Source organism: Allocatelliglobosispora scoriae, from assembly GCF_014204945.1.
In the GTDB taxonomy this organism is placed as follows: domain Bacteria; phylum Actinomycetota; class Actinomycetes; order Mycobacteriales; family Micromonosporaceae; genus Allocatelliglobosispora; species Allocatelliglobosispora scoriae.
Genome location: NZ_JACHMN010000003.1, coordinates 1,951,394 through 1,976,206, shown reverse-complemented (window position 1 = coordinate 1,976,206; position 24,813 = coordinate 1,951,394). Strand labels below are relative to the sequence as shown.

26 protein-coding genes are annotated in these 24,813 nt (G+C 72.4%); 13 read left to right on the top strand and 13 right to left on the bottom strand.

Annotated features, from left to right (window positions below; all coding sequences use genetic code 11):
• The first annotated feature begins 115 nt into the window (after positions 1-115).
• Positions 116-979, top strand: coding sequence for a helix-turn-helix domain-containing protein (locus F4553_RS35060; protein ID WP_184845179.1), 864 nt, complete (start codon positions 116-118; stop codon positions 977-979).
• A gap of 81 nt (positions 980-1,060) precedes the next feature.
• Here F4553_RS35060 and F4553_RS35055 read toward each other — a convergent pair whose 3' ends face one another.
• Both F4553_RS35055 and F4553_RS35050 read right to left on the bottom strand, forming a co-directional pair.
• The gene (locus tag F4553_RS35055; protein ID WP_184845177.1) at positions 1,061-2,077 is read right to left on the bottom strand and encodes an ABC-2 membrane transporter-related protein; all 1,017 of its coding nucleotides are present in this window, start codon (positions 2,075-2,077) and stop codon (positions 1,061-1,063) included.
• A complete protein-coding gene (locus F4553_RS35050; RefSeq protein WP_184845175.1) occupies positions 2,074-2,961 on the bottom strand; it encodes an ABC transporter ATP-binding protein in 888 nt (295 codons plus the stop codon). Before F4553_RS35050 ends, F4553_RS35055 begins: the two co-directional genes overlap by 4 nt.
• A 119-nt stretch (positions 2,962-3,080) precedes the next feature.
• Here F4553_RS35050 and F4553_RS35045 point away from each other — a divergent pair, with 119 nt between their 5' ends.
• From F4553_RS35045 to F4553_RS35035, 3 genes are read left to right on the top strand one after another with little or no spacing between them, the layout of a single operon-like run.
• Positions 3,081-3,587 carry a metal transporter gene (locus tag F4553_RS35045; protein ID WP_184845173.1) on the top strand — a complete coding sequence of 169 codons (507 nt, stop codon included), beginning with the start codon at positions 3,081-3,083 and terminating at the stop codon, positions 3,585-3,587.
• Positions 3,588-3,597: 10 nt separating this feature from the next.
• The gene (locus F4553_RS42665) at positions 3,598-4,752 is read left to right on the top strand and encodes a sensor histidine kinase (RefSeq protein WP_312875507.1); all 1,155 of its coding nucleotides are present in this window, start codon (positions 3,598-3,600) and stop codon (positions 4,750-4,752) included.
• The gene (locus F4553_RS35035) at positions 4,749-5,405 is read left to right on the top strand and encodes a response regulator (RefSeq protein ID WP_184845171.1); all 657 of its coding nucleotides are present in this window, start codon (positions 4,749-4,751) and stop codon (positions 5,403-5,405) included. Before F4553_RS42665 ends, F4553_RS35035 begins: the two co-directional genes overlap by 4 nt.
• A 19-nt stretch (positions 5,406-5,424) precedes the next feature.
• On the opposite strand, the gene F4553_RS35030 is transcribed toward F4553_RS35035, so the two are convergent.
• The 5 genes from F4553_RS35030 to F4553_RS35010 all read right to left on the bottom strand — a co-directional run bounded on the left by F4553_RS35030 (position 5,425) and on the right by F4553_RS35010 (position 11,590).
• Positions 5,425-6,012, bottom strand: a complete 588-nt coding sequence (locus tag F4553_RS35030; RefSeq protein ID WP_184847314.1) for an FHA domain-containing protein — start codon at positions 6,010-6,012, stop codon at positions 5,425-5,427.
• 5 nt (positions 6,013-6,017) lie between these two features.
• The gene (locus F4553_RS35025; RefSeq protein ID WP_184845169.1) at positions 6,018-7,619 is read right to left on the bottom strand and encodes a serine/threonine-protein kinase; all 1,602 of its coding nucleotides are present in this window, start codon (positions 7,617-7,619) and stop codon (positions 6,018-6,020) included.
• A 19-nt stretch (positions 7,620-7,638) separates the two neighbouring features.
• A complete protein-coding gene (locus tag F4553_RS35020; protein ID WP_184845167.1) occupies positions 7,639-8,580 on the bottom strand; it encodes a hypothetical protein in 942 nt (313 codons plus the stop codon).
• 100 nt (positions 8,581-8,680) lie between these two features.
• The gene (helR, locus tag F4553_RS35015; protein WP_221470874.1) at positions 8,681-10,813 is read right to left on the bottom strand and encodes an RNA polymerase recycling motor ATPase HelR; all 2,133 of its coding nucleotides are present in this window, start codon (positions 10,811-10,813) and stop codon (positions 8,681-8,683) included.
• 96 nt (positions 10,814-10,909) lie between these two features.
• Positions 10,910-11,590: a TioE family transcriptional regulator gene (locus F4553_RS35010; protein ID WP_184845163.1), complete on the bottom strand. Its 681-nt coding sequence runs from the start codon at positions 11,588-11,590 to the stop codon at positions 10,910-10,912.
• Between the two features lie 77 nt (positions 11,591-11,667).
• Between F4553_RS35010 and F4553_RS35005 the strand changes: the two genes are divergently transcribed.
• Positions 11,668-12,852, top strand: coding sequence for an erythromycin esterase family protein (locus tag F4553_RS35005; protein WP_184845161.1), 1,185 nt, complete (start codon positions 11,668-11,670; stop codon positions 12,850-12,852).
• A gap of 3 nt (positions 12,853-12,855) precedes the next feature.
• Here the strand turns inward: F4553_RS35005 and dtd are convergent, their stop codons facing one another.
• Positions 12,856-13,278 (bottom strand): D-aminoacyl-tRNA deacylase, encoded by a 423-nt coding sequence (dtd, locus tag F4553_RS35000; RefSeq protein WP_184845159.1) that lies wholly within the window; start codon positions 13,276-13,278, stop codon positions 12,856-12,858.
• A gap of 231 nt (positions 13,279-13,509) precedes the next feature.
• Between dtd and F4553_RS34995 the strand changes: the two genes are divergently transcribed.
• Positions 13,510-16,458: a tetratricopeptide repeat protein gene (locus F4553_RS34995; protein WP_184845158.1), complete on the top strand. Its 2,949-nt coding sequence runs from the start codon at positions 13,510-13,512 to the stop codon at positions 16,456-16,458.
• Positions 16,459-16,531: 73 nt separating this feature from the next.
• Complete coding sequence (locus F4553_RS34990) at positions 16,532-16,732, top strand: hypothetical protein (protein WP_184845155.1); 201 nt, start codon at positions 16,532-16,534, stop codon at positions 16,730-16,732.
• Between the two features lie 33 nt (positions 16,733-16,765).
• Here F4553_RS34990 and F4553_RS34985 read toward each other — a convergent pair whose 3' ends face one another.
• The 4 genes from F4553_RS34985 to F4553_RS34970 all read right to left on the bottom strand — a co-directional run bounded on the left by F4553_RS34985 (position 16,766) and on the right by F4553_RS34970 (position 18,739).
• The gene (locus tag F4553_RS34985; protein ID WP_184845152.1) at positions 16,766-17,242 is read right to left on the bottom strand and encodes a S26 family signal peptidase; all 477 of its coding nucleotides are present in this window, start codon (positions 17,240-17,242) and stop codon (positions 16,766-16,768) included.
• 195 nt (positions 17,243-17,437) lie between these two features.
• On the bottom strand, positions 17,438-17,800 hold the full coding sequence (locus F4553_RS34980; protein WP_184845149.1) for a VOC family protein: 363 nt from the start codon (positions 17,798-17,800) through the stop codon (positions 17,438-17,440).
• 88 nt (positions 17,801-17,888) lie between these two features.
• Complete coding sequence (locus F4553_RS34975; RefSeq protein WP_184845146.1) at positions 17,889-18,179, bottom strand: DUF4193 family protein; 291 nt, start codon at positions 18,177-18,179, stop codon at positions 17,889-17,891.
• 173 nt (positions 18,180-18,352) lie between these two features.
• Positions 18,353-18,739, bottom strand: a complete 387-nt coding sequence (locus F4553_RS34970; protein WP_184845144.1) for a hypothetical protein — start codon at positions 18,737-18,739, stop codon at positions 18,353-18,355.
• A 73-nt stretch (positions 18,740-18,812) separates the two neighbouring features.
• Here F4553_RS34970 and F4553_RS34965 point away from each other — a divergent pair, with 73 nt between their 5' ends.
• Positions 18,813-20,063 (top strand): helix-turn-helix domain-containing protein, encoded by a 1,251-nt coding sequence (locus F4553_RS34965; RefSeq protein ID WP_184845141.1) that lies wholly within the window; start codon positions 18,813-18,815, stop codon positions 20,061-20,063.
• An 81-nt stretch (positions 20,064-20,144) separates the two neighbouring features.
• Positions 20,145-21,104 carry a hypothetical protein gene (locus F4553_RS34960; protein ID WP_184845138.1) on the top strand — a complete coding sequence of 320 codons (960 nt, stop codon included), beginning with the start codon at positions 20,145-20,147 and terminating at the stop codon, positions 21,102-21,104.
• A 137-nt stretch (positions 21,105-21,241) separates the two neighbouring features.
• Here the strand turns inward: F4553_RS34960 and F4553_RS34955 are convergent, their stop codons facing one another.
• Positions 21,242-21,520 (bottom strand): hypothetical protein, encoded by a 279-nt coding sequence (locus F4553_RS34955; RefSeq protein WP_184845135.1) that lies wholly within the window; start codon positions 21,518-21,520, stop codon positions 21,242-21,244.
• A 262-nt stretch (positions 21,521-21,782) separates the two neighbouring features.
• On the opposite strand from F4553_RS34955, the gene F4553_RS34950 reads away from it, so the two are divergent.
• The 4 genes from F4553_RS34950 (at position 21,783) to F4553_RS34935 (ending at position 24,775) form a co-directional block, all read left to right on the top strand.
• Positions 21,783-22,208 carry a DUF1810 domain-containing protein gene (locus tag F4553_RS34950; protein ID WP_184845132.1) on the top strand — a complete coding sequence of 142 codons (426 nt, stop codon included), beginning with the start codon at positions 21,783-21,785 and terminating at the stop codon, positions 22,206-22,208.
• 50 nt (positions 22,209-22,258) lie between these two features.
• A complete protein-coding gene (locus F4553_RS34945; RefSeq protein WP_184845129.1) occupies positions 22,259-23,290 on the top strand; it encodes an LLM class flavin-dependent oxidoreductase in 1,032 nt (343 codons plus the stop codon).
• Positions 23,291-23,381: 91 nt separating this feature from the next.
• Positions 23,382-24,251, top strand: coding sequence for a hypothetical protein (locus F4553_RS34940; protein WP_184845126.1), 870 nt, complete (start codon positions 23,382-23,384; stop codon positions 24,249-24,251).
• A 53-nt stretch (positions 24,252-24,304) separates the two neighbouring features.
• Positions 24,305-24,775 carry a peptidase inhibitor family I36 protein gene (locus F4553_RS34935; RefSeq protein ID WP_184845123.1) on the top strand — a complete coding sequence of 157 codons (471 nt, stop codon included), beginning with the start codon at positions 24,305-24,307 and terminating at the stop codon, positions 24,773-24,775.
• The last annotated feature ends 38 nt before the right edge of the window (positions 24,776-24,813 follow it).

Sequence of the window (24,813 nt, the reverse complement as noted above, 5' to 3'; positions counted from 1 at the left end):
GGTGCCCCGAGCACGTTCCACGATGCCCCCGACCGTGCCCGGCAGGCAGGACCCCGCACATCCTGGGAGTGGCAGGACCATGATCCGGGGGCCTGCGCCTGCCTAGGATAAGGCGGTGACCGGGTCGAACGTGCTGGGCGACTACCTGCGGGCGCGGCGCGGGCTCGTGACTCCCGCCGACGCCGGGCTGCGCGTCACCGGCGTACGCCGGACTCCGGGCCTGCGCCGCGAGGAGGTCGCCACGCTCGCGGGCGTGAGCGTCGACTACTACCTGCGTCTGGAGCAGGGCCGCGACCGCAACCCGTCGCCGCAGGTCCTCGACGCCCTGGCCCGGGTGTTCGGGCTCGACGCCACCGCCCGGGACTACCTGATGAGCCTCTCCGCGGGCGGCCCGGCCCCGCCGAAACGGCCCCGCCGCGAGGTCGTGCCGACGGGCATCCGGCAGCTGCTCGACGCGCTCGGCCTGCCGGCGTTCGTGGAGAGCCGGATGTTCGACGTCCTCGCCGCGAACCGCCTCGCGACCGCGCTCTCCCCCGGCATCCGGCCGGGACGCAACCGCCTGCGGTCGGTGTTCCTCGACCCCGACGAGCAGGACCTCTACCCCGACTGGGAGCAGGCGGTCGGCGGGATGGTCGCCGCGTTCCGCACCTCGATCGGCGCCGGTGTCGACGACCCGCGGATCGCGAAGCTCGTCGGCGAGCTGTCGCTGGCGAGCGAGCCGTTCCGGCAGCTGTGGGCCCGCCACGACGTCAAGGCCCTCGCCGGCGCACCGGTCCGGATGCGGCACCCCCAGGTCGGGCCGCTGGAGCTGCGCCGCGAGAAGCTGACCATCGGCGACTCGGGCGGCCAGCTCCTCGTCGTCTACCACGCCGAGGCGGGATCGGAGAGCGCTCGGTCCCTGGCCCTGCTGGGATCGCTCGCCGCCACGTCCGAGGCCGCCGAGCCCGGCACCGACCGGCTCCCGGACCAGGCGCACTAGCCGCGCTCCCGACCGTCGCGACCGCGGCCCCCAGGCGGTCCCGGGCCGCGGTCGCCTGCGAGAAGGCCGGGCCGCGCCAGGTCAGGACACCTGGCGGCGGATACGCCAGAGGGCGAATCCCGCGAGCAGCCCGCTCAACCCGGCGTAGATCGCCGTCTCGATCCACTGGAAGGCCCAGTAGCGGTCGTTGGGCTGGTAGGCGATGTCGACGTGCAGGTCGTGGGCGGCGAGGCAGGGTGCGGTGTCGCCGTACCGGCCGGTCGCCCCGGTCTTCGGCGCACGCATCAGGCAGTCGTCGAACACCTCGGCGTCGAGCGGTCGGCCGTCCGACGTGAGCAGCTCGCTCGTCTCCGTGATCCAGGAGTCCGGAATGGACAGTCCTCTCACGACCGGCGCGTTGCCCAGGCTGCCGAGGCCCTGCGCCTGGTTGAACGCCTCGGCGGTCATCGGCAGCGCGGTGTGCCCGGGCGCCATCAGGTGCGGGCGGACCAGGTTCGGCACCGCGAACTGGAGGATGACGAAGGCGAGCATCGTCACCGCCATCGCCACGACGGTACGCCGGACGAGCTGCCCGACGACGGCTCCGAGCGCGAGCGCCGCGGCGGCGTACGCGATGGGGGTGATGTTGCGGGCGCCGAAGACGACGGTGCCGAAGCGATCGCCCGCCACCTCGTCGAACGGGCTCGCCGCCCAGGTCAGCGCGGCGCTGGCGAGGCCGGACACCGCCATCGCGGCGAGGCCGACGAACAGCAGCTTCACGGCGAGCCAGCGGGTGCGGGTGACGCTCTGGTTCCAGACCAGCCGGTGGGTGCCGGACTCGAACTCCCGCGCGACGAGCGGCGCTCCCCAGAACATGCCGAGCAGGGCCGGGACGAGAGCGAGCAGGGCGGCGAGGAACAGCAACCTGGTGCGGTAGTCGTCGAGGAACCGGCTCATCGCGTCGGCGCAGTCGCCGCTGCCGTGGCACCGGGCGAGGTATGCGTCGTGGGAGTCGCGGATCTCCAGGCCGGTGGCGACGAGGTAGGCGGCGAGCAGGGCCAGGGCGATGACCCCGACGAGGGCCTGGGCGCGGAACTGCCGCCAGCTGATCCAGATCATCGCGACCCCTCCCCCGCTGCCGCGCGGGTCAGGTAGCCGAGGACCAGCTCCTCGAGGCCGATCGGCTCGACGGTCCAGGGCAGGTCCGGGTGCGGGCGGTCGAGGCGTACCACCGCTCGGCTCTGGGTGTGGGTGTGCTCCACCGCGATCACGTCGATGCCGGCCGGGCGCCGGTCGAGGTCGCCGCGCGGGGCGATCACCCGGCGGTGGGCGGCGAGCAGCTCGCTGACCTCGCCCGCGAGCTCGACGCGGGAGTCGGCGAGCACGATGAGGTGGTCGCAGACCCGTTCGACGTCGCCGAGCAGGTGCGAGGAGAGCAGCGCGCTGGCGCCGAGCTCGGTGACGAACTCCAGCAGGCTCTGCAGGAAGCCGTCGCGGGCCAGCGGGTCGAGGGCCGCCGCGGGCTCGTCGAAGATCAGCAGTTCGGGGCGTTTGGCGGCGGCGATGGTCAGCGCCAGCTGCGCGCGCTGACCGCCGGAGAGCCGCCCGGCCTGCTGGCGGGGGTCCAGCCCGACCTGCCGGATGCGCCGCTGGGCCAGGGCCGGATCCCAGGACGGGTTGAGCCTGGCCCCCATCCGCAGGTGGTCGGCGACCGAGAACGACGCGTAGACCGGGGTGTCCTGCGCGACGAAACCCACTCTGGCCAGGTGCGCCGCGTTCGCCGCCGGGCTGGATCCGAGTACGCGCAGCGTGCCCGAGGTCGGCTCGATCAGCCCGGTGGCGAGCTGGAGCAGGGTCGACTTGCCCGCGCCGTTCGGGCCGACGAGCCCGATCACCCGGCCCTGCGGGATGTGCAGATCGCAGTCGGTCAGTGCGGCGCGGCGGCCGTATCGCTTGGTGAGACCCTCGGCGTGCAGCACCGGATGGTCCGTTGTCTGAGGCATGGCCACATCCTGCGAACGCGGCGTGCCCGTGGACATCGGTCCAAGGAACGGCGGCCACGGTCGGCGACCCCTACTTTCGGCCGGTACGCCGCGCGGCCGCCTTTCCTAGCCTGGGCGGCATGACACATACGGATCGGCTGGTGGGAAACGTGTTCAACGTGGCGCTGGCGGTGGTGTGCGCCGCGGGACTGGCGTTCACGGCATGCCGGCTGGGTGACAGCTGGGGCGGCGGGTACTGGGTGTTCGACCTCGCCCTGGGGCTGGCCGTCTCGCTGCTCGCCCTGGCTCGCGGGTTCCACCCGTGGTGGCCGGCGTGGGCGGGCGTCCTCGGCGCGGTGGCGGGCATCACCGTCGCCGAACTCTTCGACCTGCCGCAGGAGCCGGGACCGGTCACGGCCCTGGCGCTGGCGGTCCTGGTGGGTGCGGCGGTCCGGCGCCTGCCGCTGCCGCAGGCTGCGTCCGTCGCGGCGGGCGGTCTCGCGGTCGTCGTCGGCTGCTGGATCACCGGCGGGTTCTCGCCCATGGCCGCGCTCAGCACCGCGGCCTGGCTCGGCGCCGTGCCGCTCGGGGCGGTGCTGCGGACGCTCGACGCCGCCGGGCCCGCCGCCACCGCGCCGCACTCGTAGCCTGAACGCTGTGAACATCCGGGATCGGCAGGCAGCGCTCGCGATCGACGTCGGGCTCGCCGTGGTTTTCGTCGCCGGGCTCGTCGTCACCGCGGGCGCGATCAGGGCGACCTGGGGCGGCGGCTACTGGCAGCTCGACTGCGCCGCGGGCGCCGTGGTGTCCGCGCTGGCGCTGTGCCGTCGGCGGCACCGGGCCGCCACGGCGGTGACCGGGCTCGCCGTCGCCGCGGTCGCCATCGCGGTCTCCGCCCGGGCCGGGTTCCCGCAGGAGCCCGGCCCGGTCACCGCCCTGGCCCTGGCGGTGCTCGTCGGCTCGGCGATCCGGACGCTGCCGGTGCGGTCGGCGGCGGCAGTCACGGCCGGCGGGTTCGCGGTGGTGCTCGGCTGCTGGCTCGCCGACCAGCCGTTCTCCCCCGCGCCCAGCACCGTCACGGTGCTGAACGCGATGGCGTGGCTCGCCGCCTGCGCGGGCGGTGCGGCCCTGCGCCTGCTCGACGGGCGCCGCCGGAGCACCGCCGAGCAGATACGCCGCGACGAGCGCCTGGAGCTGGCCCGGGAGCTGCACGACGTCGTCGCCCACCACATCACCGGCATCGTGCTCCAGGCGCAGGCCGCCCGACTGCTCGCCCGGAAGGACCCGGGCCGGCTCGCCGAACCCCTCGCCGGGATCGAGCAGGCCGGTGCCGACGCGCTCGCCGCGATGCGCCGGGTCGTCGGCCTGCTCCGCGACTCCGAGGACGCGGCACCGGCCTCCCGCGAGCCCTCCCACGGAGCCGAGCAGCTCAGCACGCTGGTCCAGCGCTTCAACGAGCACGGCCCGACGGCCCGCCTGCGGCTGCCCGACGACACCGGGTGGTGGCCGCCGGAGGTGGCGAGCACGGTCTACCGGATCGTCCAGGAGGCCCTGACCAACATCTCCCAGCACGCGCCCGGCGCCCGCTCGGTGACCGTCGCGGTCGACCAGGATCCGGCCGTGCTCACCGTCGAGGTCTCCGACGACGCCCCGCCGACCCGGGGCCGGCCCGCACTCCGCAGTGGATACGGCCTCGCCGGGATGCGGGAACGGGTCCAGGCGCTCGGCGGCACGCTGACGGTCGGCCCCCGGCCCGGCGCGGGCTGGTCCGTGGTCGCCACCCTGCCCGCCGCCGATCGGAGCCCGCGATGACCATCCGAGTGCTGCTCGCCGACGACCAGGCGATGGTTCGCGGCGGGCTCAAGCTCATCCTGGAGGACCAGCCCGACATCACCGTGGTCGCCGAGGCGTCCGACGGTGTCGAGGCGATCGCCGAGGCCCGGCGGCTGCGCCCGGACGTCTGCCTCGTCGACATCCGGATGCCGCGCCTGGACGGCATCGAGGTCACCCGCGCGCTCGCCGGACCGGGCGTGCCCACCCCGCTGCGGGTCATCGTCGTCACCACGTTCGACCTGGACGAGTATGTCTACGGCGCGCTGCGCGGCGGCGCGGTGGGTTTCATCCTGAAGGACGCCGGACCGGCGCTGCTGGTGGAGGCGGTCCGCGCCGCGCACAGCGGAGACGCGCTGGTCTCCCCCTCGGTCACCACCCGGTTGCTGCGGCTGCTGACGGCGACGGGCGCGCCGCCGAGCGGCAAGCTCGTGCAGCCCCTGACCAACCGGGAGCTCGAGGTCGTCCGGGCCATCGCCAGGGGCCGCACCAACCAGGAGATCGGTGCGGAGCTGTTCATCTCCCTGAGTACGGTCAAGAGCCACGTCGCGGGCATCCAGGCCAAGCTCGGGCTGCGCAACCGGGTGGAGATCGCCGCCTGGGCCTGGGAGAACCGCCTCGTCGAGGGCGCCTAGGCCGGGACCGGCCCGTCGACTAGGCGAGGTCGGCGCGGGTGATGGCGTTGCGGGCCATCGCCTCGTTGGCGAGGCGGACACGTCGCTTCTCGCCGTCGTCGCCGATCCCGAACTTCTCGTAGAGCCGCAGCAGGTGCTGCTTGACCGCCGCCTCGGTGACGACGAGGGCGGCGGCGATCTCCCGGCTGGACGCGGGTTCGGTGAAGATGGCGCCCGCCAGCAGCGGCCGGCAGAGCTGGACGAGAACGTCGCGTTCCCGGCCGGTGAGCTCCGGCGCCGGTGCACCGGCCTCGGTGACCTGCCCGGCGGGCACGCGGCCGGACCGCAGCACGAACCGGGACTGTCCGGCGCGGATCTCGTCACCGTCGGCGAGGACGTGCTCCCGCCAGATGCGCTGGCCGTTGACGAAGGTCCCGTTGCGGGAGCCCAGGTCGCGGACGCACCAGCCGGCCGGGTAGCGCTCCAGCACCGCGTGCAGCCGCGACAGGCGGCGGTCGGCGGGGACGGCGAGGTCGTTGGAGTCGGCGCTGCCGAGGGTGAACCGGTCGCCGTCGAGCGGGATCATCGACGCGCCGGTGGTTCCCCACATCTCCAGGTAGGCTGCCATGCCGCTCACCGGTCCACGATCGTCAGGGCGTACTTGCCGTCGACGCCGGGGCCGCCGACGAACAGGTCGTAGTCGCCGGCGGGCAGGGCGTAGGGGCCGGACTGGCGGCAGCCGAGGGTGTTGGAGCCGATCGGCCGGCCGTCCGGGTAGGACAGCCGCCACGGCACGAGGTCGGAGCAGACATCGCCGGTCACGTAGACCTTGCGCTCGGCATCGAGGTGCAGGCGGTAGCGGCGTACCTCGCCGACGCCGAGGGAGATGGCGCCCCGCTGCGGAACGCGTACCCCGATCGCGATCGGCGCGGCGGCGCCGACCGTGCCCGATCCCGTCGACGGCGGCACCGATCCGACCGGTCCGGAGGCCGACGGGCCGCCCGGTGCCGAAGCGCCCGGTCCGGCCGAGGCGGAAGCCGACGCGTCGCCGCCGGGGGTGCCCCGGTCGTCGGTGCGGTCGCGCAGCGATCCCCAGAGCACCACCGCCGCGACGGCCAGCACCACCGCGACCGCCGGCACCAGGACCCGCTGCCACGATCGCCGCGCCGGTGCCCGGTCCGCCACGTCCGGGCGGCGCCGCTGCCACGACCGCCGCAACTCTTGAAGAGTTGGTGTCATGCGCGCTCCGGACCGACCCTGGCCGCGGAGCGGTCCGGCCGCGGCGCCGTCGTCGAGTCGCGTCGGCGCGACATCGAGCCGGGTGGCGGCCACGGGTGGCGGTGTCCACTGTGTCGAGAGGATCCGCGATGTCGCGTCGATCGGGTCCGCGGTGTCGCCGACCAGCGCGAGGAGCAGCGCTCGCGCGGTCGGGCGCCGGTCGGGGTCCTTGTCGAGGGCGCCGGCGACGAGGCCGCGCAGCGGGCCCTCCAGGCCGCCGAGGTCCGGTGGTTCGGACAGGACGCGGTTCATCAGCTCGTAGGGCGTACCGGTCCGGAACGGCGGGCGGCCGGTCGCGGCGAAGGTGATGACCGCGCCCCAGCTGAAGATGTCGGTGGCGGTCGTGGCCGTGCCGCGGAACTGCTCGGGCGCCATGTACGCCGGTGTGCCGACGATGTCGCCGGACTCGGTGAGCCCCTCCAGCGCGTCCAGCGCGCGGGCGATGCCGAAGTCGATGACCTTGGGGCCGACCCGCGACAGCAGGACGTTGCTCGGCTTGAGGTCGCGGTGGACGACGCCCGCAGCATGGATGCCGTTGAGCGCGGCGGCGATGCCGATGGCGAGACTCTCCAGTGTGGAGCCGCGCATCGGGCCGTCCTGGCTCAGTGCGGCGGTGAGCGTCGGACCCTCGATGAACTCGGTGACGAGGTAGGCGAGGTCGCCGTCCTGCCCGGCGTCGAGGACCTGCGCCGTGCAGAAGCGCGCGACCCGCCGGGCGGCGGCGGCCTCGGCGGCGAAACGGGCCCGGAAGCGGCTGTCGCGCGCGTAGTCCGCCCGGATGACCTTGACGGCCACCAGGCGTCCGCTCTCCGCCCGGCCGAGGAACACGACGCCCATGCCGCCCTCGCCGAGCCGCCCGAGCAGCCGCACCCCGCCCACCCGCCGGGGGTCGCCGGGGTGCAGGACCGGCGCCGGAGCACCGGTCCCCTGCGTTCCGTCACCGGCGTCCAGCGTCATCGGGGGCATTCTACTTTCGTCACTCCACCGGGACGCGCAGCGCTCCCTTCTGGAACAGGTTCCAGGTGAGCTGGTAGACGCCGTTCGCCGGGGCGGGTACGAGGAAGCAGGCGAGCCCGCCGGTGGCCGTGGCGTGCGGTGCGGGATAGATCTGGGCCCGGCTGCAGTTGTCGGCGGTGCCGATCGAGGTGCCGTCGGGCAGGATCAGGTGCAGGTCGCGGTCGAAGACCCAGGCGAACCCGGCGTCGGTGTTGTTGGTCGCGGAGAAGGCCAGCCGCAGGAACTCCTGGCCGGTCGGCGCCTCGCCGTGCAGGAGCGGTTCGTCGGAGCGCACCTCCACCGCCGAGACGGTCATGAAGACGCTGCCCGTCTTCTCCCGCAGGACCTTGCCGGTGACCGGCACCGGCCTCGGCTCCAGCGCGACGAGCCCGGCCGGGCCGGTGAAGGGGATCGTCGCCTGCCGGTCGGAGGGCTTGCCGACGACGAGCACCGCGTCGGCGAGGACGAAGTGCTCGTCGACCTCGAAGGCGTAGCTGCCGGGCTGGCTGCGCTGCGCCGGGACCTCCGGCAGCTCCGACAGCGGATGGTCCACTTCGGAGTAGGTGCGGTCGCCCACGACGAGCAGGGCGGTCGTCGTCGGCATCCGGGAGTGCTCGGGGCTGAGGTTCTGGAACACCCCCTCGATCGTCACCGCCTCCTTCCCGCTGACGGAGGACGCGACGATCCGCGCCGTGCCGAGGGTGACCTTGAAACCGGCGTACCAGTAGGATTTGTTGATCTTCAACTCGGTCACCGCGACCGGCGCCGAGCCGCCGGGGGCGGCGGACGGGGTGGAATCCCCCGCCCCGCCGCCGCCGGACCGCAGCGCACAGCCCGTCAGGACCAGCCCGATCGCCGCCGTGGCGGCCAGGAACCGCACCTTCCTCATCGCGCTCATCGTCTCGCCCTCATCGTCCGTCATCGAGCCGGGACACCGGCCGCCGAGACCAATATGGTGCCTGGTCGATGGCCGGGGCCATGGCCGCGAGGTGACGTTTCCGGGCCGGCGGGGAAGGCCGGCCTTACCTTCCGGTAAGGATGACGAGCTGCCGGGTCGCCCGGGTCATCGCGACATAGCGGTCCACCGCGCCCTCGACGCCCTCGCCGAACGACTCCGGGTCGATGAGGACGACCAGGTCGAACTCGAGTCCCTTCGACAGTTCCGGCGTCAGCGACCGGACCCTCGGCGTCGCCGGGAACGCGGGATCGCCGATGACGCAGGCGATCCCGTCGGCGTTCGCGGCGAGCCAGCCGTCCAGAATGGAGCCGAGCTCCGAGACGGCGCCGTGCCCGACGGGTACGCCGCTGCTGCGGATCGAGGTCGGCACGTTGGCGTCCGGGAGCACGGCCCGGATGACCGGCTCGGCCGCCGCCATGATCTCCGACGGCGTACGGTAGTTGACGCTCAGCGAGGCGAGACTGATCCGGTCGAGCCCGATCCGCTCCAGCCGTTCCTGCCAGGACTCGGTGAACCCGTGCCTGGCCTGGGCACGGTCGCCGACGATGGTGAAGCTCCGCGACGGGCAGCGCAACAGCAGCATCTGCCACTCCGCGTCGGTCAGCTCCTGGGCCTCGTCGACGACGATGTGCGCGAACGGCCCGGCGAGCAGGTCCGGGTCGGTGCCGGGCAGCACGCTCTCGTCGACCATCGCGGCCTGGATGTCGCGCCGGAGGTTCACCATCGGCTCCCGGCTGTCCTCGGCCGCGAGCATGTCGTCGACGACCTTGTTCATCTGCTCGCGCTCGGCGGCGACGACGGCCCGCTGCCGCCGCTGCCGCTCGGACGCCTCCGGATCGCCCAGCCGCTGCCGGGCCGCGTCGAGCAGCGGCAGGTCGGAGACGGTCCACGCCGTGGCATCCGTGCGCCGCAGCCGCCCGCGCTCGTCGGCGCTCAGCCAGGGCGCGCACCGGCGCAGATAGGCGGGGACCGACCAGAGGTCACCGACGATGTCGGCCGCTTCGAGCAGCGGCCACGCGCCGTTGAAGGCCGTGAGCAGCGCCCGGTTGCGCAGCAGCGCCCGGCGGACCAGGGCGGGCGAGTCGTCGCCGTCATAGCGGTCCAGCAGGATCGTGAGCAGCTCCTCCCAGATCAGGTCGCGTGCCTCGTTGTGCGGGATGCCGGCCTCCGCCGCCTCGAACGCCTCGGCCCAGTCGTCGGCGCCGAGCCGGATGTCGACGCCCTCGATCGTCACCGTCATCGGCTCGGTGGGCGGCTCCTCGTAGAACCGGACCGCAGCCTCCACCGCCGTCACCAGCCGCGCCGACGACTTCAGCCGGGCCACCTCCGGGTCGGCCTCGACCACCGCCGCGGCTCCCTCGGCGACGAGGTCGCGCACGGTGCAGGTCTGCACGCCCTCCTCGCCGAGGCTCGGCAGCACGTCGGCGACGTAGGCCAGGTAGGGCTGGTGCGGACCGACGAACAGCACGCCGCCCCGGCGGTGGGCGAAGCGCGGGTCGGAGTAGAGCAGGTAGGCGGTGCGGTGCAGGGCGACGACCGTCTTCCCCGTCCCCGGGCCGCCGTCGACGACGAGGGCGCCGCCGGACCCGGCCCGGATGATCGCGTCCTGGTCGGCCTGGATGGTGCCGAGCACGTCGCGCATCCGGGCCGACCGGTTGCCGCCCAGGCTGGCGATGAAGGCCGACTGGTCGTCGAGGGCGGCGTGCCCCTCGAACCCGTCCGCGGCGAAGACCTCGTCCCAGTAGTCGGTGATCCGGCCGCGGGTCCAGCGGTATCGGCGGCGGCTCGCCAGACCCATCGGGTTGGCGTGGGTCGATCCGAAGAACGGCTCGGCGGCGGGCGAGCGCCAGTCGAGCAGCAGCCGCCGTCCCGCGTCGTCGGTGAGTCCGAGCCGTCCGACATAGACCGGCTCGGCGCCGTCCGCGCCGACCATCCGGCCCAGGCACAGATCAACCCCGAACCGCCGGAGGGTACGCAGCCGGGCGCTCAACCGCTGGATCTCCTGATCCCGGTCGAGTGCCTGCTGGCCGGTGCCGCCCGGCGCCCTGCGTTCGACGGCGAGGCGGTCGGTCAGCTCCGCGGTCAGCTGGGCGAGGTTCTCCGCGATGGCGGCGAAGTGCTGCTCGTCGGCGGCGATCAGGGCCGGGTCGGCCTTGGCGGAGAGGCGGTCGGGAAGGTCGAAAACGCTGGTCGTCAGGTGGTTCACGCAGACGATTCTGCTGGACGACCGGGGTCTTGCGGCAAGGCCCCCGGTGCGGTATACGTTGAAGAGGGAGAGAGATCGGGTGGCGTCTTACGGCGTACCCAGATAGGTGTGGAGTGCGGACGCGCCCGCCAGCAGTGCGCGGCCTCGCGCCGTGAGCCGCTCCCGCCACTCCGACAGGGTCGCCTCCAGGGGTTCCGGTCCGCCTGCGGCCCGCACCCGCTCCAGCACCCGGGCGATCTGCGCCAGCCCGTGCCCGCCGCGGCGCAGCTGGTGGGCGAGCAGCACGTCGCGCACGTCGGCGGCGGTGTAGACGCGGTAGCCGGTGCGCGGATCGCGCCGGGGCACGACGAGCCCGGCCCGCTGCCAGGTGCGCAGCGTCGCCGGTCGGAGGCCGAGCCGACGGGCGAGCGGCCCGATGAAGGTCGCACCCGGCCCCGGCTCGCGCGGCGGCACCAGGTCGCGCAGCGCCCGTTCCACCTCGTCCAGCGTGTGCCGGTCCTCGGCGAGCTGCCCGTGGCTCTCATCGATCAGCCGCAGCGCCACCGCGAGCGCACCGGCGTTGACCGACCGCATGATCGCGCTCGCGGCGGCGTGGCCGTGCCCGGGGATCAGCGCCAGGAACGTCCGCAGCGCTGCCGCGTGGCGCGGGCCGTAGGCGCGGTAGCCGTGCGGCGAGCGCTCGGCCGGCGGCAGGATGCCCGCCTCCTCGTAGTTGCGCACCGCCTGCGTGGACAGGCCGTGCCCGCGCGCCAGATCGATGGGCCGCATGTTGAAGGTTTGTCCTCACCGACAGCTTGATTCGTCGCCGAAGTTTACACCGGGAGTTCAACGATAGGGTTGACGGAATGACAGACCTGATCCAGAACTCGGCCCGCCCCTTCACCGGCGGCGCCCTGGCCGCGCTCCTGTCCCCCGCCACCCGCCTGCTCGGCCTCGGCGAGCCCACCCACGGCGTCGAGGCCTTTCCCGAGCTGCGCAACGAGCTCTTCCGCCACCTCGTCGAGCACGAGGGCTACCGCTCGATCACCATGGAGAGCGACTGCCTGGCCGCGCTGGTCGCCGATGACTTCGTCGCCGGCGGCACCGGGACCCTCGACGAGGCGATGAGCGGCGGCTTCAGCCACGGCCTGGCGGCCTCACCCGCCAACCGCGAGCTGCTGCGGTGGATGCGCGCCGTCAACGAGCAGCGCCCGCCGGAGGATCGGCTCCGCTGTGACGGCTTCGACGGCCCGCTGGAGATGACCGGAGCCGCTAGCCCGCGCGCCGCACTGACCGCACTCCACGACCACCTCGCCGCCCACGTCGACCCGGCCTGGAGCCGCGAGGCCCTCGACGACCTGCTCGGCCCCGACGAGCTCTGGACCGACCCGGAGGCCTTGCGGGACCCCGCGCGGTCCGTCGGCCGCACCCCCGAGGCCCGGGAGCTGCGCCTCGTCGCCGACGACCTGCGCGCGCAGCTGACCATGCACGCGCCCCGGCTGGCGGCCGAGACCTCCGCCGACGACCGGTGGCGCGCCGACCTGCACGCCCGCACCGCCGCCGGGCTGCTGCGCTACCACGCCGGTCTCGCCGACACCTCGCCCACCCGCCTCAACGCGATCATGTTCCTGCGCGAAGCGATGATGGCCGACAACCTCGACGCCATCGTCCGCCGCGAGGCCGATCGCGGTCCCACCCTCGCCTTCGCCCACAACAGCCACCTGCAGCGCGACCAGAGCGGGATGCACTTCGGCGGGCAACCGCTGCGGTGGTGGAGCGCGGGCGCCGTCATGGGCGCTCGCCTCGGCGACGGGTACGCCTTCGCCGCCACCACCTTCGGCACCCGAGGCACCGACACCCCCGGACCGGAGACCCTCGAAGGGGTCCTGTCGGCGCTCCCCCACGACCGCGCCGTCATCGATCCCGCCCGCTTCACCGCGGCCCTCGACCGGCGGCTGACGCCTCGCGTACCGGCCGACTACACCTACGCCGCCCTCGACCCCGCCACGATCGACCGGATCGACGCCGTCGTCTTCGTCAGGGAACTCTGAGCCTCACAGGTCGATGAGGACGGTGCGGGGGCCGACGTTCGTGCTCTCCACGATCATGTGAGTGCGGAACCTGCCCGTCTCGACGACGGCGCCGCGCTCCCGCAGGGCCGCCACGAACGCCGTCACGAGCGGCTCGGCCACCTCGGCGGGTGCCGCAGCCGTCCAGGTCGGCCGGCGGCCCTTGCGGGCGTCGCCGTAGAGGGTGAACTGGCTGACCACCAGCAGCGGCGCACCGGTGTCGGCGGCGGACCGCTCCTCGTCGAGGATGCGCAGCTCGTGGACCTTGCGGGCCATCGTCTGCGCGACCTGCGGTGTGTCGGTGTGGGTCACGCCGAGCAGGACCAGCAGGCCGTCGCTGATCTCGCCGACGACCTCGTCGTCGACGGTCACCGAGGCATGGCTGACGGTCTGGACCAGTGCACGCATCCCCACAGCCTGCCACGCCGCCGGTGGGCGGTCGCACCCGTGCCCGGCGACGGCCTCGGACTTGACTGCCGATCGCCGATGCAAAAGGGTGAATCGGTGCCCTCAACGGCCGCGCGGGCAGTGGTCGTCATTGATCAGTCGGGCGGACCGCCACGACGGGTGTCCGACAGTGACCCGAGGAAGCACAGCGAGAAGCGTTCCGACCGTGCCCGTACGCCAAGGAGGCAGTTGATGGCCTGGCCGACGATCTCCGTGTTCGTCTCCTCGACGTTCCAGGACATGCACCGCGAGCGGGACGTGCTGCGCGAGCACGTCTTCCCGGTGATCGAGGAGCGCCTCCGGGCCCGCCGACACCACCTGGAGATCGTCGATCTGCGGTGGGGCATCTGGACCTCCGAGGAGGCCGAGCAGTCCGAGCGGCAGACGCAGGTGCTGTCGGTCTGCCTCGAAGAGGTGGAGCGGTGCCGGCCGTTCTTCCTGGCCCTGATCGGCGACCGCTACGGCTGGACGCCGCCGCGGGAGCTGGTGGCGGATGTCGCCCGCGAGCACGGCCTGGTGCTGCCGGACCGGCCGCTGAGCGTCACCGAGCTGGAGATCACCGCCGCGCTCGACCCCGCGCGGGGGCGGTGCCGCCCGGTGGTCTTCCTGCTGCGATCCTCCGATGAGGAGGGTGGCGAGGCGGGCCGCCTGCGCCGAGATCTCCGTGCCGCGCTGCCGGACAGCACGTTCGCCTACACCCGGCACGACCTCGACCGCTTCGCGGCGGACGCCGTCGAGCAGCTGTGGCGGCACATCGATGCCGAGACCTCCGGCCTGGCGGCGGCCGCCGGGGACGGCGAGGAGGGTGCGGCCGATCTCGACGCGTTCGTCGAGCAGCAGAGCCTGGGGTTCGTCGGGCGGGAAGGCCTGCTCGCCAGCTGCCATGAGCTCGCGGATACCGGGCAGCACGGCGCCATCGCGATCACCGGACCGCCCGGTTCCGGCAAGAGCGCGCTCTTCGCGCAGCTGGTGGCGACCCTGCCGGACACCGCGGACCGGCTGGTCCTCGCGCACTCGTCCGGCATGGGCGCGGACGCGAGCAGCGTGAGCACGATGGTGCGCCGGTTCACCCGCCGGCTGGCCACCGTGGCCGGGCGCAGCGTGGACGTCGACGCGCTCGTCACCGCGGATGCGCTCGACGCCGCGTTCGGCTCCCTCCTGCAGGAGGTGTCGGCGCGGCAGCAGGTGGTGCTGCTGATCGACGGCGTGGACGGCTTCGAGGGCGGCCCGCGCGGCGACTACCTCGCCTGGCTGCCGTCGAGCCTGGGACCGCGGACGTTGATGCTCGCCTTCGGCCGCCCGAGCACTCCCGTCGAGATCATCGAATCCCGTACGGGCAACCCCACCCACGTCCTGCAACCGCTGACCCGGCAGGCGGCCGCCGACCTGATCAGAGGTGTCTGCGCCCGGTACCACCGCACCGTCGAGGAGCAGACGCTCCAGATCCTGCTGGACAGCGCCGACGGCGACGGGCTCGCCTCGCACGGCAATCCGTTCTGGTGCCAGATGGCCGCCGAGCTGATGAACCTGGCGGGCGCGGACCTGTTCCTGGCCGAGTCGATGGCGGGTGTCGATCCGCAGGTGACCGTGCGGCAGCAGCTGAACCGGATGGCCGCGGGCTTCCCGGCCGGCCCGGCCGAGATCGCCACGTCGTTCCTCCAGCACCTGGAGGCCGTGCACGGCGCCGAGCGGGTGGCCGAGTTCGCCCTGACCGTCCTGCTGGCCCGCCAGGGCTGGCGGGAGCAGGACCTGCTCGGCATCCTGACGGAGCTGGGCCGGCAGTCGTGGACCGCCCTGGACGTGGCCCGGCTGCGCCGCGCGTTCCGGTCCCAGCTGACACTGCGCCGCGGCGAGGGCACGTGGACCTTCGCCCACGAGCTCATGGCGACCGCGGTGACGGCACGCTACCGCCAGGACGACGACACCGCGATGGACCTGCATCACGCTGCCGTACGCCACCTGAGGTCGCTGCCCGCCGAGGACTCGCTGCGGATCTCGGAGCTGCTGTTCCACCTGATCAGCGTCCGCGCCGCGGCCGAGATCGCCGAGCACCTGGCCGGCGACCTCTCCGACGCCGAACTCGTCGCGGCGGTCGCGATCACGGCCGATTGGGTCGTCGGCGCCGAGCACTCCGCGGAGCACCCGGGCGACGCCGTCGTGGCGATCCTGCGCCACCTCGCCGCCGCACCGGCCGAGCTGTTCGATGCGCTCTTCTTCGTGCTGCGCATGGGCACCGATGTCGATCGCGCGGTCGAGGAGCGGCTGCCGCTCGCGGCCCGGCAGCGGCTCCTGGAGGCCTGCCTGGAGTATTTCACCGGCGAAGGGCAGGTCTTCGGCGACTTCGACGGCTTCGCCGAGCGGCTGGCCGCCATCCGGCACCGTCTCGCCACGGTGCTGCGGGAGCAGGGCAATCCGGACGATGCGCAGGACCAGCTGGCGGCCATGCTCGAACACACCCGCCGCGTCGTCGACGACCGCCCCGACGACATCCGCGGGCTCAGCAACCTCGCCCAGACCTATTACCAGCAGGGTCAGGCCCACTTCAACCGGGGATCGATGCGGCTCGACGGCATCGAGCGGTGCCTGGAGGCCTACGGCAACGCCCTGGCGGTCATGCACCGCGTCGTGCGGCTGGATCCGGCCGGTCCGATGCACCGCAGCGGCATCGCCGCCATCTGCTCGGAGCTCGGCCGCATCAACCTCGCCATCGGCGAGCACGCGGACGCCATGGCCTACTTCGATCAAGCACTCGCCGCGTCCCGCGCCGCGGTGGAGCTGGACCCGGGGGACCTCACCTGGCAGTCGGACCTCGCCACCTCGCTGACCGGGGTCGGCAACCTGCGGCTCGCCGAGGGCCAGGCCGACGAGGCGGTGGCACTGCACGAGGAGGCGTTGGCGTTGCGCGAGCACATCGCCCGCCGCAACGCCGACGAGCCGTTCCACCTGGAGAACCTCACGATCAGCCACCTGCAGCTCGGCCAGGCCCTGCTCGCCAGGGGCGACAACGACCGGGCCGGACAGCACCTCGACGAGTCGATCCGCATCACCCGGATCCTGGTGCACTTCGATCCGCACCGCGACGCCTGGGCCGACCTCCTGACGAGCGCCACCGAGCTGCGTAGCCGTGTGAATGCACAGTGAACCGGCGCTGGACCCCGCGCTCATACTCTCGGCCCAGGATCGATCGAGGGAGGTGACTTCTATGATCAAGTTGGTGACAGACCTGGGCGAGCGGATGCTCGGCGCCATCGTGCCCAAGGCCAAGGCGAGCGCGGCGTGCCCGTGGCCGAACTGCAACGGCTGGACCATCCAGTGGACCGGCACGTCCTGCGAGGCCGGCGGCAAGTGCTTCTACTACGACTGCCGCAACGGGAACATCCTGCGGGCGGGCGGCTGCGGACGACGCTACAGCTGACCGTCACGGTGGGGCGGTCAGCTCTCGGCCGCCTCACCCGGCGTGGCGGTCCGCGTCCCGCCGCTGCACCGGTGCGATCGCCGGATCGACCCCCACCCGGAACCACACCACCCCGACCAGCCCGGCCAGCGGGAACGGCCCCAGATCGCGGGAGTCGGAACTGCCGGCCCGGTTGTCCCCGACGACGAAGAGCCCGTCGGCGGGCACGCGCCCGTCGAGCAGCCCGGGCGCTGCGGCGAACTCGTCGGGCACCGGCTCGCCCGGCAGCGCCACCAGCCGCTTCACCAGCAGCGGCCGCCGTCGCGCCGCACTCTCCGGCGGTGCCAGCACGGCCAACCGCCCCACGCGCACCAACCTCCGCCGGGTACGCCACACGAGCACCCGCTGACCGTGCAGCAGTGTCGGTTCCATGCTCAGCCCGTCGACCGTCACGAGCAGGGCCCGCCGACGCAGGGTCCACAGTGCTGTGACGATTCCGGTGCCGATCACCACGATCACGATCCACGGCATGTCAGCGCTCCTCGCCGGGCGTACCCACATCGGCTCTTGATCGTGCATTGCACCCGCGCGGGCGGTGCGGACCAGGGTACGAGCGGCCGATACACGCGGCCTTCACCGGGCGACGGCATAGGCTGGCATCGTTGCCTGTTCTGGTGCGGCCCGCACGGGATGATCTCGGCCGGCGGGCCCCGAAGTTGAAGCAGGCTAGTCGTCGAGGCACAGGCAGAACGGGTGTCCGGCCGGGTCGAGCATGACCCGGACCTGCGGCCGCGACTGGAACTCCGATTCGCGGGCGCCGAGCGCGACCGCCCGCGCGGCTGACCCGTCGAGGTCGGCGACCTGGAAATCCAGGTGTGCCATGGGGCGCTGCCGTCCGTCGACCGGCGGCCACACCGGCGGCTCGTAGCCCTCGGCGAGCTGGAACACCAGGAAGCTGGATCCCGCCGGCGGCGCGCCGACGACGGCCGTGCCCGGCTCCTCGTGCACGACCGGCCAGCCGAGCAGCTCCGCGTAGAACCGAGCCAGCGCGCCCGGATCCGGCGCCTCGATCGCCACGCCCCACCACATGCCCCCACGCTACCTGGGCGCGGTCGAGGTCGGACCGGGATCCGCCCTGGACGAACGCGGGCGTCGGAGGTCCCGACGCCCGCGCGCGTCAGGCGCAGTCGCGGCAGATGTCCTGCCCCCGGTGTACGCCCGCGTGCAGCCCTCGGTGCAGGACGAGGAAGCAGCCGCCGCAGCGGAACTCGTCGGGCTGCACGGGCACGACGGTCGTCGACAGCTCCTCGTCGAGGACATCGAAGCCGGGCAGTATGTAGTCGTCGGCGAAGTCGGTGTCGGCGAGATCGTCGGTCTTGCGTTCCCGGCGTTCCTGGAGCAGGTCCAGGCTCTCGGTCTCGGGCTCGGTGGGGGCTGTGCGGGGGGCGTCGTAGTCGACAGCGGCCATGACCTGGTCCTTCCGTCTCCGGGTGCACTATTGAACGACGCCAGCATGACGCCGAACTCTGAGATCCACCTGGACGCCGCCTGTGCTTCTGACGGATGCCGCCACCTCCAGGATGACACGGGCGGGGCGGAGCTCGACGGCTCCGCCCCGCACGGCATGCGGCGCCCGCTAGCTCATCGGGATCCCTTCTCCGCCCTGACCCGCATCAGATGCACCCAGAAGTCCGCCGTCGGCACGTCGACACCGCACGCGGTTTGAAGGCCCTGAATGGCGAGGCCGCGCCCCGCACACGGCAGGTCTTTCGTGTCGCAGACCTCGCACGAACCGTCGACCGGTTCATGGTCGGCGAGCAGCTCCCGCGCGGTCGCCCACATCACCAGGTCCGTGCACTCCGCCGGCGGATCCTCGGGAGGGTCGGCGAGGTCGAAGGACGAGATCCCGGTACTCGAACGGCTCAGGTCTGCCATGTCTTCCCTCACGATCGATCGGTCATTGTGACGCCGATACGGAAATCGCATCGAATCTGCGACATCGGCTCGGCAAATATTGACCTGGATCACGACCTCGATGCGGTGATCCGGTGTCGTCTACCGTGGAACGCGGACGATGGGCGACAGCGGGAAGGCAGACAACATGAGCGCGTTCGCCGAGTCTGAGAGCGTGGAGCCTCTGGAGTTCGGTGCCTCGCTGCGCACCCTGCGCGTTCAACATGGATGGTCGCTCAGAGAGCTGTCCTCACGGATCCGCTTCCATCACGGCTATATCGGCCGCGTCGAGCAAGGACACAAGTTCCCCGATCGACAGTTCGCAGAGCTTGCCGATCGCGCCCTGGACGCACACGGGGCCTTGATCGGGACATGGCGCGGTGACGCCGACCGCCGCGAGGAGGCCGCACGGACCGGAAGGCTGCTCGCCGCCTCGACCCGTGATTCGCTTCGGCTGATCAGCGCCGCCGAGCAGCTGATCGAGAACGGTGATCTCGATCGGCAGGTGCGCCGCCTAGCCGTCGCCTATCTCGGCAGCCCGCCGGGGCCGATCCTGGTGGCGGCGGTCGAGTTGCGCGGTGAGGCGCTACGACGCCTTCAGCAGCACCAGTACCGCCCCCACGAACTGGCCGACCTCTATCTCACCATTGGACGGCTGCAAGGCATCCTCGCCTACTCCGCCTTGGATCTCGGAGATGCCGAGAGCGCGATGACACACGCGAGAGCCGCTCTGGCCTGCAGCGAACGCGCCGGTGACGCCGAACTGGGCGCGTGGGTGCGCGGCACGCAGAGCCTCATCGCCCGCTTCCAGGGCGACTATCCCCAGGCCGAGGCTCACATTCTCAGCGTCTCGGCGTTCCACGGCCCGGGGACGGGCGCCCTGCGGCTGCTCTGTGGCTACGCGCAGTGCCGCTCGCATTTCGCAGACTCGACGGCGACCATCCGTGCGTTGGATCAGGCAGCGGAGGGGCGTGAGCACCTGTCCACGACGGATTCCATGGCGGGGATTTTCGAGTTCAGCCAGGCCAAGCAGCTCTACTACGGCGGCAGCAGCCTGATCTGGCTCGATGGTGGCACGGATGCCGAGCGCGCCGCCAGGGAGGCACGAGCGGCCATCGCGATCTGGGAGATGGAGCCGCCGGAAGCGCGGTCGCTCGACGATGAGGCGCTCGCCCACCTCTACGAGGCCACCGCCCTTCTCCAGCTCCGCGACCTGGATGCCGCAGCCGCCGCGATCCGGCCGGTCCTCGACCTGCCGGCCGAACGCCAGATCTCCTGGATAGGCAAGCGCCTGTCCCGCTTCGCCGCGATGCTCCACAGCGGCGGATTCGCGAGCTCCCCCGGCGCCGCCGACCTGGTCGACGAGATCCACGCCTTCGCACCCGCCGCCGGTCCCTGAGCGACGCCTGTCCGGTCACCGACGTATCAGTCCGGCCGCCCGACGGCTCTGTCTGACATCAACCCAGCAGAGAGGGCGATCATGAGACTTTCCCAGCCGGTCCGCGCATCGGCCGCCGAGTGGCGAGCCGCCAACGAGCAGATGTTCGCGTTCCTGCGCGGCATCACCGTCGAGTTCTTCGGTCAGACCGCCGGTCGGCGGGCGGCCAACTTCACCGCGAGCGGCGTCGTGGTCCGCGTCACCGCCAGCGGCGTCGACATCGTCACCGCCAAGCACAACCTGACCATGGCCGCAGGAGACGCACCGGACCCGGTCGCCCACTTCAGGGCCAGGGTCCGGGCCCGCCTCTACGACGTCAACGCCAATCTGGTCGACTCGCCCATCGCCTCCGTCCACCTCCTGCCCCATGCCGACGTCGCCGACGGCGGCTACGACGCGGTCGTCGTACGCGTCACCGACCCGGCATTCCGCCGACGCGTCGAGGGCCTGGTCGCCGCGGCCGGGCCCGGCCACGCGTTCCGGTCGGCCGCCTACGCGACCGAGGGCTGGATCATCCGGCCGACCAGCGAGCTGCAGGCCCGGTCCGTCCTCACCAACGGCCACCCCTACAACGGCATGGAGATGGCCGACTTCGCCGAGTTCGAGCTCGTCCAGATGGGCTACGGCAAGCACCAGGGCGACCTGTTCGGCTTCGAGCACCGCGTCCTGCCCGTCACCGGCCTGGCCGGAACCCTGTTCGTCGACCAGACGCACGAGGGCTGGGAGCAGGTCTTCACCTTCACCACCGACGACACCAACACCGGTGCCAGCGGCGACTCAGGCGGCCCCGTCTTCGCGGTCAGTCCCGCGGTCGCCGGTCCGTTGCAGTCGGCCGCCGTTCCCGGACAGCCCCCGATCCCGCTGCGCCGCTCGATCGCGCTGGTCGGCCTGCACAGCGGCGCCAACTACTTCGCCGACGCCGACGACGACCCCGGCGAGGACGGTGCCACCCTCAACAATGCGATCACCTGGGTGTCCGAACGACTGGCGCTGCCCGCCTGACCGCCACGGAACGGATCAAAACCAGGATCTCCCGGGCCGCCGCCGGTCCGGACCGTTGCTCCCGCGGGCACCGGTCGGGCCTTGGCGGCCCTCCCTGCCTGCTGCGCGGGGCTGCGAGCCCGACCCCGGACCAGGCGTCAGCCGCGCTGTTCGGATTTCGCGGCCCGGTAGCCCTTGAACAGCTCATATCCGGCATAGGACGGCAGGAGGAACGGCAGCACGAGGAACCCGACCTGCAACGGCCCGCCGTCGATGAAGGCGGTCTTCACCAGATAGCCGCCGTAGACACCGGAGAGCACTCCGAGCAGCGCGTAGAACAGGCGCAGACCCGTGGACGGCAGAAAGCTCGTCGCGGCCAGCCACAGCATGAGGATCATGCCGAGGAAGAGCGCTCCGACATACACATAGGCGAACACAGGACGAAATGTAGACGGTCGATTCAAGGAGGTCGCTGACACCGGCCCGGGCTCACCGGCACCAGGGCCGCTCAGCCCTTCCTGCCGGACCGCACCACGAGCAGGACCACCGCGACGATGATCGTGACCACGAACACGCAGCAGAAACCGCCGCCGATGACCAGGTGCCAAGGCTTCAGTGCTTCAGTGCTCCCATGCCCGCGATCCTAGACGGCGTCGTCCGGCGTACCGGTTGTCGGACCTGGTTCCTAGAGTGTTCGGCATGGAGGACGCTTACGATCTCGGCCGCTTCGTCGCCGCCCAGGACGACTTCGGCACCTATGCCGGGGCGCTGGCGGAGCTGCGGCGGGGCTTCAAGACCGGACACTGGATGTGGTTCGTGTTCCCGCAGGTGGCGGGCCTGGGCATGAGCTCCATGTCGCAGCGCTACGCCATCGGTTCGCTCGCCGAGGCACGCGCCTACCTGCGGCACGAGGTGCTCGGCGCCCGGCTGCGGGAGTGCGCGTCGGTGGTGGCCGGCACTTCCGGGCGGTCCGCCGAGGAGATCTTCGGCGGGATCGACGCGGTGAAGCTGCGGTCGTCGATGACGCTGTTCCTGCGCGCAGACCCGCAGGAGCGGATCTTCCAGCAGGTGCTGGACGTGTTCTTCGGCGGCGACGCGGACCAGGCGACCGACCGGCTGCTCTGACGCCGCCGCGGCCTGGCACGATGGTCGCTACCCGGACGATGGAGGATCCCGTGCCGCTGCCCGAACGACCGCTGCGCAAGCTGGGCTTCCTGACCATCGGGCTGTTCGACGAGGCCGATCCGGGCCGGGGGCACCGGTCGACGCTGGAGATCATCGAGCTGGGCGAGCAGCTGGGGTTCGACAGCGCCTGGGTCCGGCACCGGCACCTGCAGTTCGGTGTGTCCTCGCCGGTGGCACTGCTCGCGGCGGCGTCGCAGCGCACGCAGCGCATCGAGCTCGGCACGGCGGTCACCCCGCTGGGCTGGGAGAACCCGCTGCGTCTCGCCGAGGACCTGGCGACCGTCGACATCCTGTCCGGCGGCCGGCTCAATCCGGGGGTGAGCGTCGGCCCGCCGATGCACTTCGACCAGGTCAAGGACGCGCTCTACCCCGACACCGCCGAGGCGGAGGACTTCAGCTATCAGCGGGTGCGCCGCCTGCTCGACGGCGTCCGCGGCGAGCCGGTCACCGCCTTCCGCGGGGTCGAGGGCTTCGAGGTCTTCTCCGACCGGGTCCAGCCCCACTCGCCGGGCCTGAGCGCGCGTATGTGGTACGGCGGTGCGAGCCTGCGCTCGGCGCAGTGGGCCGGCGAGAACGGGATGAACTTCCTGACCAGCAGTGTCGTGAAGGCCGAGGAGTCGGAGGATTTCGCCGAGATCCAGCTGTCGCACGTGCGGGCCTTCCGCGCCGCGCATCCCGCCGGTGCCGCCGCCCGTGTCTCGCAGGGCCTCGTCGTCATCCCCACCGACAGCGCCACACCGGAGCAGCGGGCCAGATACACCGCCTACGCCGAGAAGCGCACCCCGCGGACCGCCGTGCCGCAGGGCCCGGCCCGGATGATGTTCGCCCTCGACCTCGTCGGGACCTCGGAGCAGATCGCCGAGCGGCTCTACGCGCACGCGGCCTTCCGGGAGATCGACGAGGTGGCGTTCGCGCTGCCGTTCACCTTCGACCATGACGACTACGTGCAGATCCTCACCGACATCGCCGGCCGGCTCGGACCGGCACTCGGCTGGCGGCCGGGCATCCAGCCGGTGCGGTAGACGCCGCGGCCGGACTACCACGGAAGTCGCACGGACATCTCAACCCGCAGCGGGATTTCTATCGATATAACGATGCCTAGGGTCGACGTCCATGAGATACCTGGGCGGCGTGCTGTTGGTCATCGCGCTCGGCGTCGGCACCGCCGTCGCGGTCAACGCGATGGCCGCCGGCGACCCGCAGCCGAGTCCCGCGATCGGTCCGGCCCTCAGCCGGGACGAGGAGCGGCTGCTCAACTACGCCGAGGACATCCTCGTCGGCCGGTGCATGAGCGAGCACGGCTTCCGCTACACGGCCCGGGACCCGGCCACCCTGCCCGACGAGCGCGACTTCCGCTATGTGATCGACGATCCCGCCTGGGCACGCCTGCACGGCTACGGCAGCGACATCCAGGACAGTCTAGACGCGCTGGCCCGCGAACCCGGCAACCGTGACGACAGCCCCGCGTTCCAGACCGCGCTGATCGGCACCCAGCAGGAGGTGCTCTCGGTCACGCTGCCGACCGGGCAGACCCTGACCGCCGACACCCGCTCCTGCATCGCCACCGCCCGAGGGCGGCTCTACGGCGACCACCCGACGTGGTTCGGGGTCTCCGCCATCGCCACCAACCTCAGCCCGCTGGTGATCCCCCGCGTGCTGGCCGACCCCGCGTACCAGGCAGCTCAGACGGCCTGGAGCACCTGCCTGCGGGAGCGGGGCATCACCGCCGCCACCCCCGACGAGCTGCGGGTCGCCGCGGGCGCCGCCACCGGCGGCCCCGCCGAGGCCAGGCGGGTCGAGCTGGCCGACGCGACCGCCGCCGCCGACTGCGCGGTGGCGTCCGGGTTCGGCAGGGTCGCCCGCGAGCTCGACGAGAAATACACCCTCGAGGTCGGCCGCGACAACCGGGACGCCGTCCGGCACCACCGGAGCATGCAGCGTGCTGCGCTCCCCCGGGCCCGCGAGATCACCGCTGCCCGCTGAAGCCGTCCGCGGCATGTAGCCGCGGGCTCAACCACCCACAAGGAGGCACACACATGCGTGCTCTACGCATCGCGGTCGGCGTGATGGCGTTCGCCGCGGCGATGGCCGTCCCGACCTCGGCCCACTCGGCCGCAGGCGGGGTGACCGCCGCGGAGATGGGCGTCACCGTCACCGCGGGCGCCGGCCTGCTCGCCGGCCCGAGCTGCCCGTCGGGCTACTTCTGCGTCTGGCGTTACACCAACCCGGGCTCGGACGTGAACCGCTACGAGTGGTACGGCTCCGACGGCGACTACCGCAACAACTACTGGAGCGACGGCGTGAGCCTCAACGACTCGCCGTCGGCGATCCTCAACAACAGCTCGCAGAACATGCGGGTGCGCATGTACGCCGGCTACAACTACACCAGCACCAGCGCGCACCCGGGCAACGTCTGCCTCTCCCCCGGCTGGGGATTCCCCGACCTGCGCGACATCGGCTGGGACAACTCCGGTTCCTCGCACTCGTTCAGCACCACCGGCTGCTGAACCCCCAGGGCCGGGCGGGTGACGCACCCGCCCGGCCC

Excerpts from the sequence above, each read along its gene's own strand:
- F4553_RS35055 (WP_184845177.1), bottom strand. The coding sequence starts at position 2,077 with ATGATCTGGATCAGCTGGCGGCAGTTCCGCGCCCAGGCCCTCGTCGGG.
- F4553_RS35050 (WP_184845175.1), bottom strand. The coding sequence starts at position 2,961 with ATGCCTCAGACAACGGACCATCCGGTGCTGCACGCCGAGGGTCTCACC.
- F4553_RS35045 (WP_184845173.1), top strand. The coding sequence starts at position 3,081 with ATGACACATACGGATCGGCTGGTGGGAAACGTGTTCAACGTGGCGCTG.
- F4553_RS35035 (WP_184845171.1), top strand. The coding sequence starts at position 4,749 with ATGACCATCCGAGTGCTGCTCGCCGACGACCAGGCGATGGTTCGCGGC.
- F4553_RS35030 (WP_184847314.1), bottom strand. The coding sequence starts at position 6,012 with ATGGCAGCCTACCTGGAGATGTGGGGAACCACCGGCGCGTCGATGATC.
- F4553_RS35025 (WP_184845169.1), bottom strand. The coding sequence starts at position 7,619 with ATGACGCTGGACGCCGGTGACGGAACGCAGGGGACCGGTGCTCCGGCG.
- F4553_RS35020 (WP_184845167.1), bottom strand. The coding sequence starts at position 8,580 with ATGACGGACGATGAGGGCGAGACGATGAGCGCGATGAGGAAGGTGCGG.
- F4553_RS35010 (WP_184845163.1), bottom strand. The coding sequence starts at position 11,590 with ATGCGGCCCATCGATCTGGCGCGCGGGCACGGCCTGTCCACGCAGGCG.
- F4553_RS35005 (WP_184845161.1), top strand. The coding sequence starts at position 11,668 with ATGACAGACCTGATCCAGAACTCGGCCCGCCCCTTCACCGGCGGCGCC.
- dtd (WP_184845159.1), bottom strand. The coding sequence starts at position 13,278 with ATGCGTGCACTGGTCCAGACCGTCAGCCATGCCTCGGTGACCGTCGAC.
- F4553_RS34995 (WP_184845158.1), top strand. The coding sequence starts at position 13,510 with ATGGCCTGGCCGACGATCTCCGTGTTCGTCTCCTCGACGTTCCAGGAC.
- F4553_RS34985 (WP_184845152.1), bottom strand. The coding sequence starts at position 17,242 with ATGCCGTGGATCGTGATCGTGGTGATCGGCACCGGAATCGTCACAGCA.
- F4553_RS34980 (WP_184845149.1), bottom strand. The coding sequence starts at position 17,800 with ATGTGGTGGGGCGTGGCGATCGAGGCGCCGGATCCGGGCGCGCTGGCT.
- F4553_RS34975 (WP_184845146.1), bottom strand. The coding sequence starts at position 18,179 with ATGGCCGCTGTCGACTACGACGCCCCCCGCACAGCCCCCACCGAGCCC.
- F4553_RS34965 (WP_184845141.1), top strand. The coding sequence starts at position 18,813 with ATGAGCGCGTTCGCCGAGTCTGAGAGCGTGGAGCCTCTGGAGTTCGGT.
- F4553_RS34960 (WP_184845138.1), top strand. The coding sequence starts at position 20,145 with ATGAGACTTTCCCAGCCGGTCCGCGCATCGGCCGCCGAGTGGCGAGCC.
- F4553_RS34950 (WP_184845132.1), top strand. The coding sequence starts at position 21,783 with ATGGAGGACGCTTACGATCTCGGCCGCTTCGTCGCCGCCCAGGACGAC.
- F4553_RS34940 (WP_184845126.1), top strand. The coding sequence starts at position 23,382 with ATGAGATACCTGGGCGGCGTGCTGTTGGTCATCGCGCTCGGCGTCGGC.
- F4553_RS34935 (WP_184845123.1), top strand. The coding sequence starts at position 24,305 with ATGCGTGCTCTACGCATCGCGGTCGGCGTGATGGCGTTCGCCGCGGCG.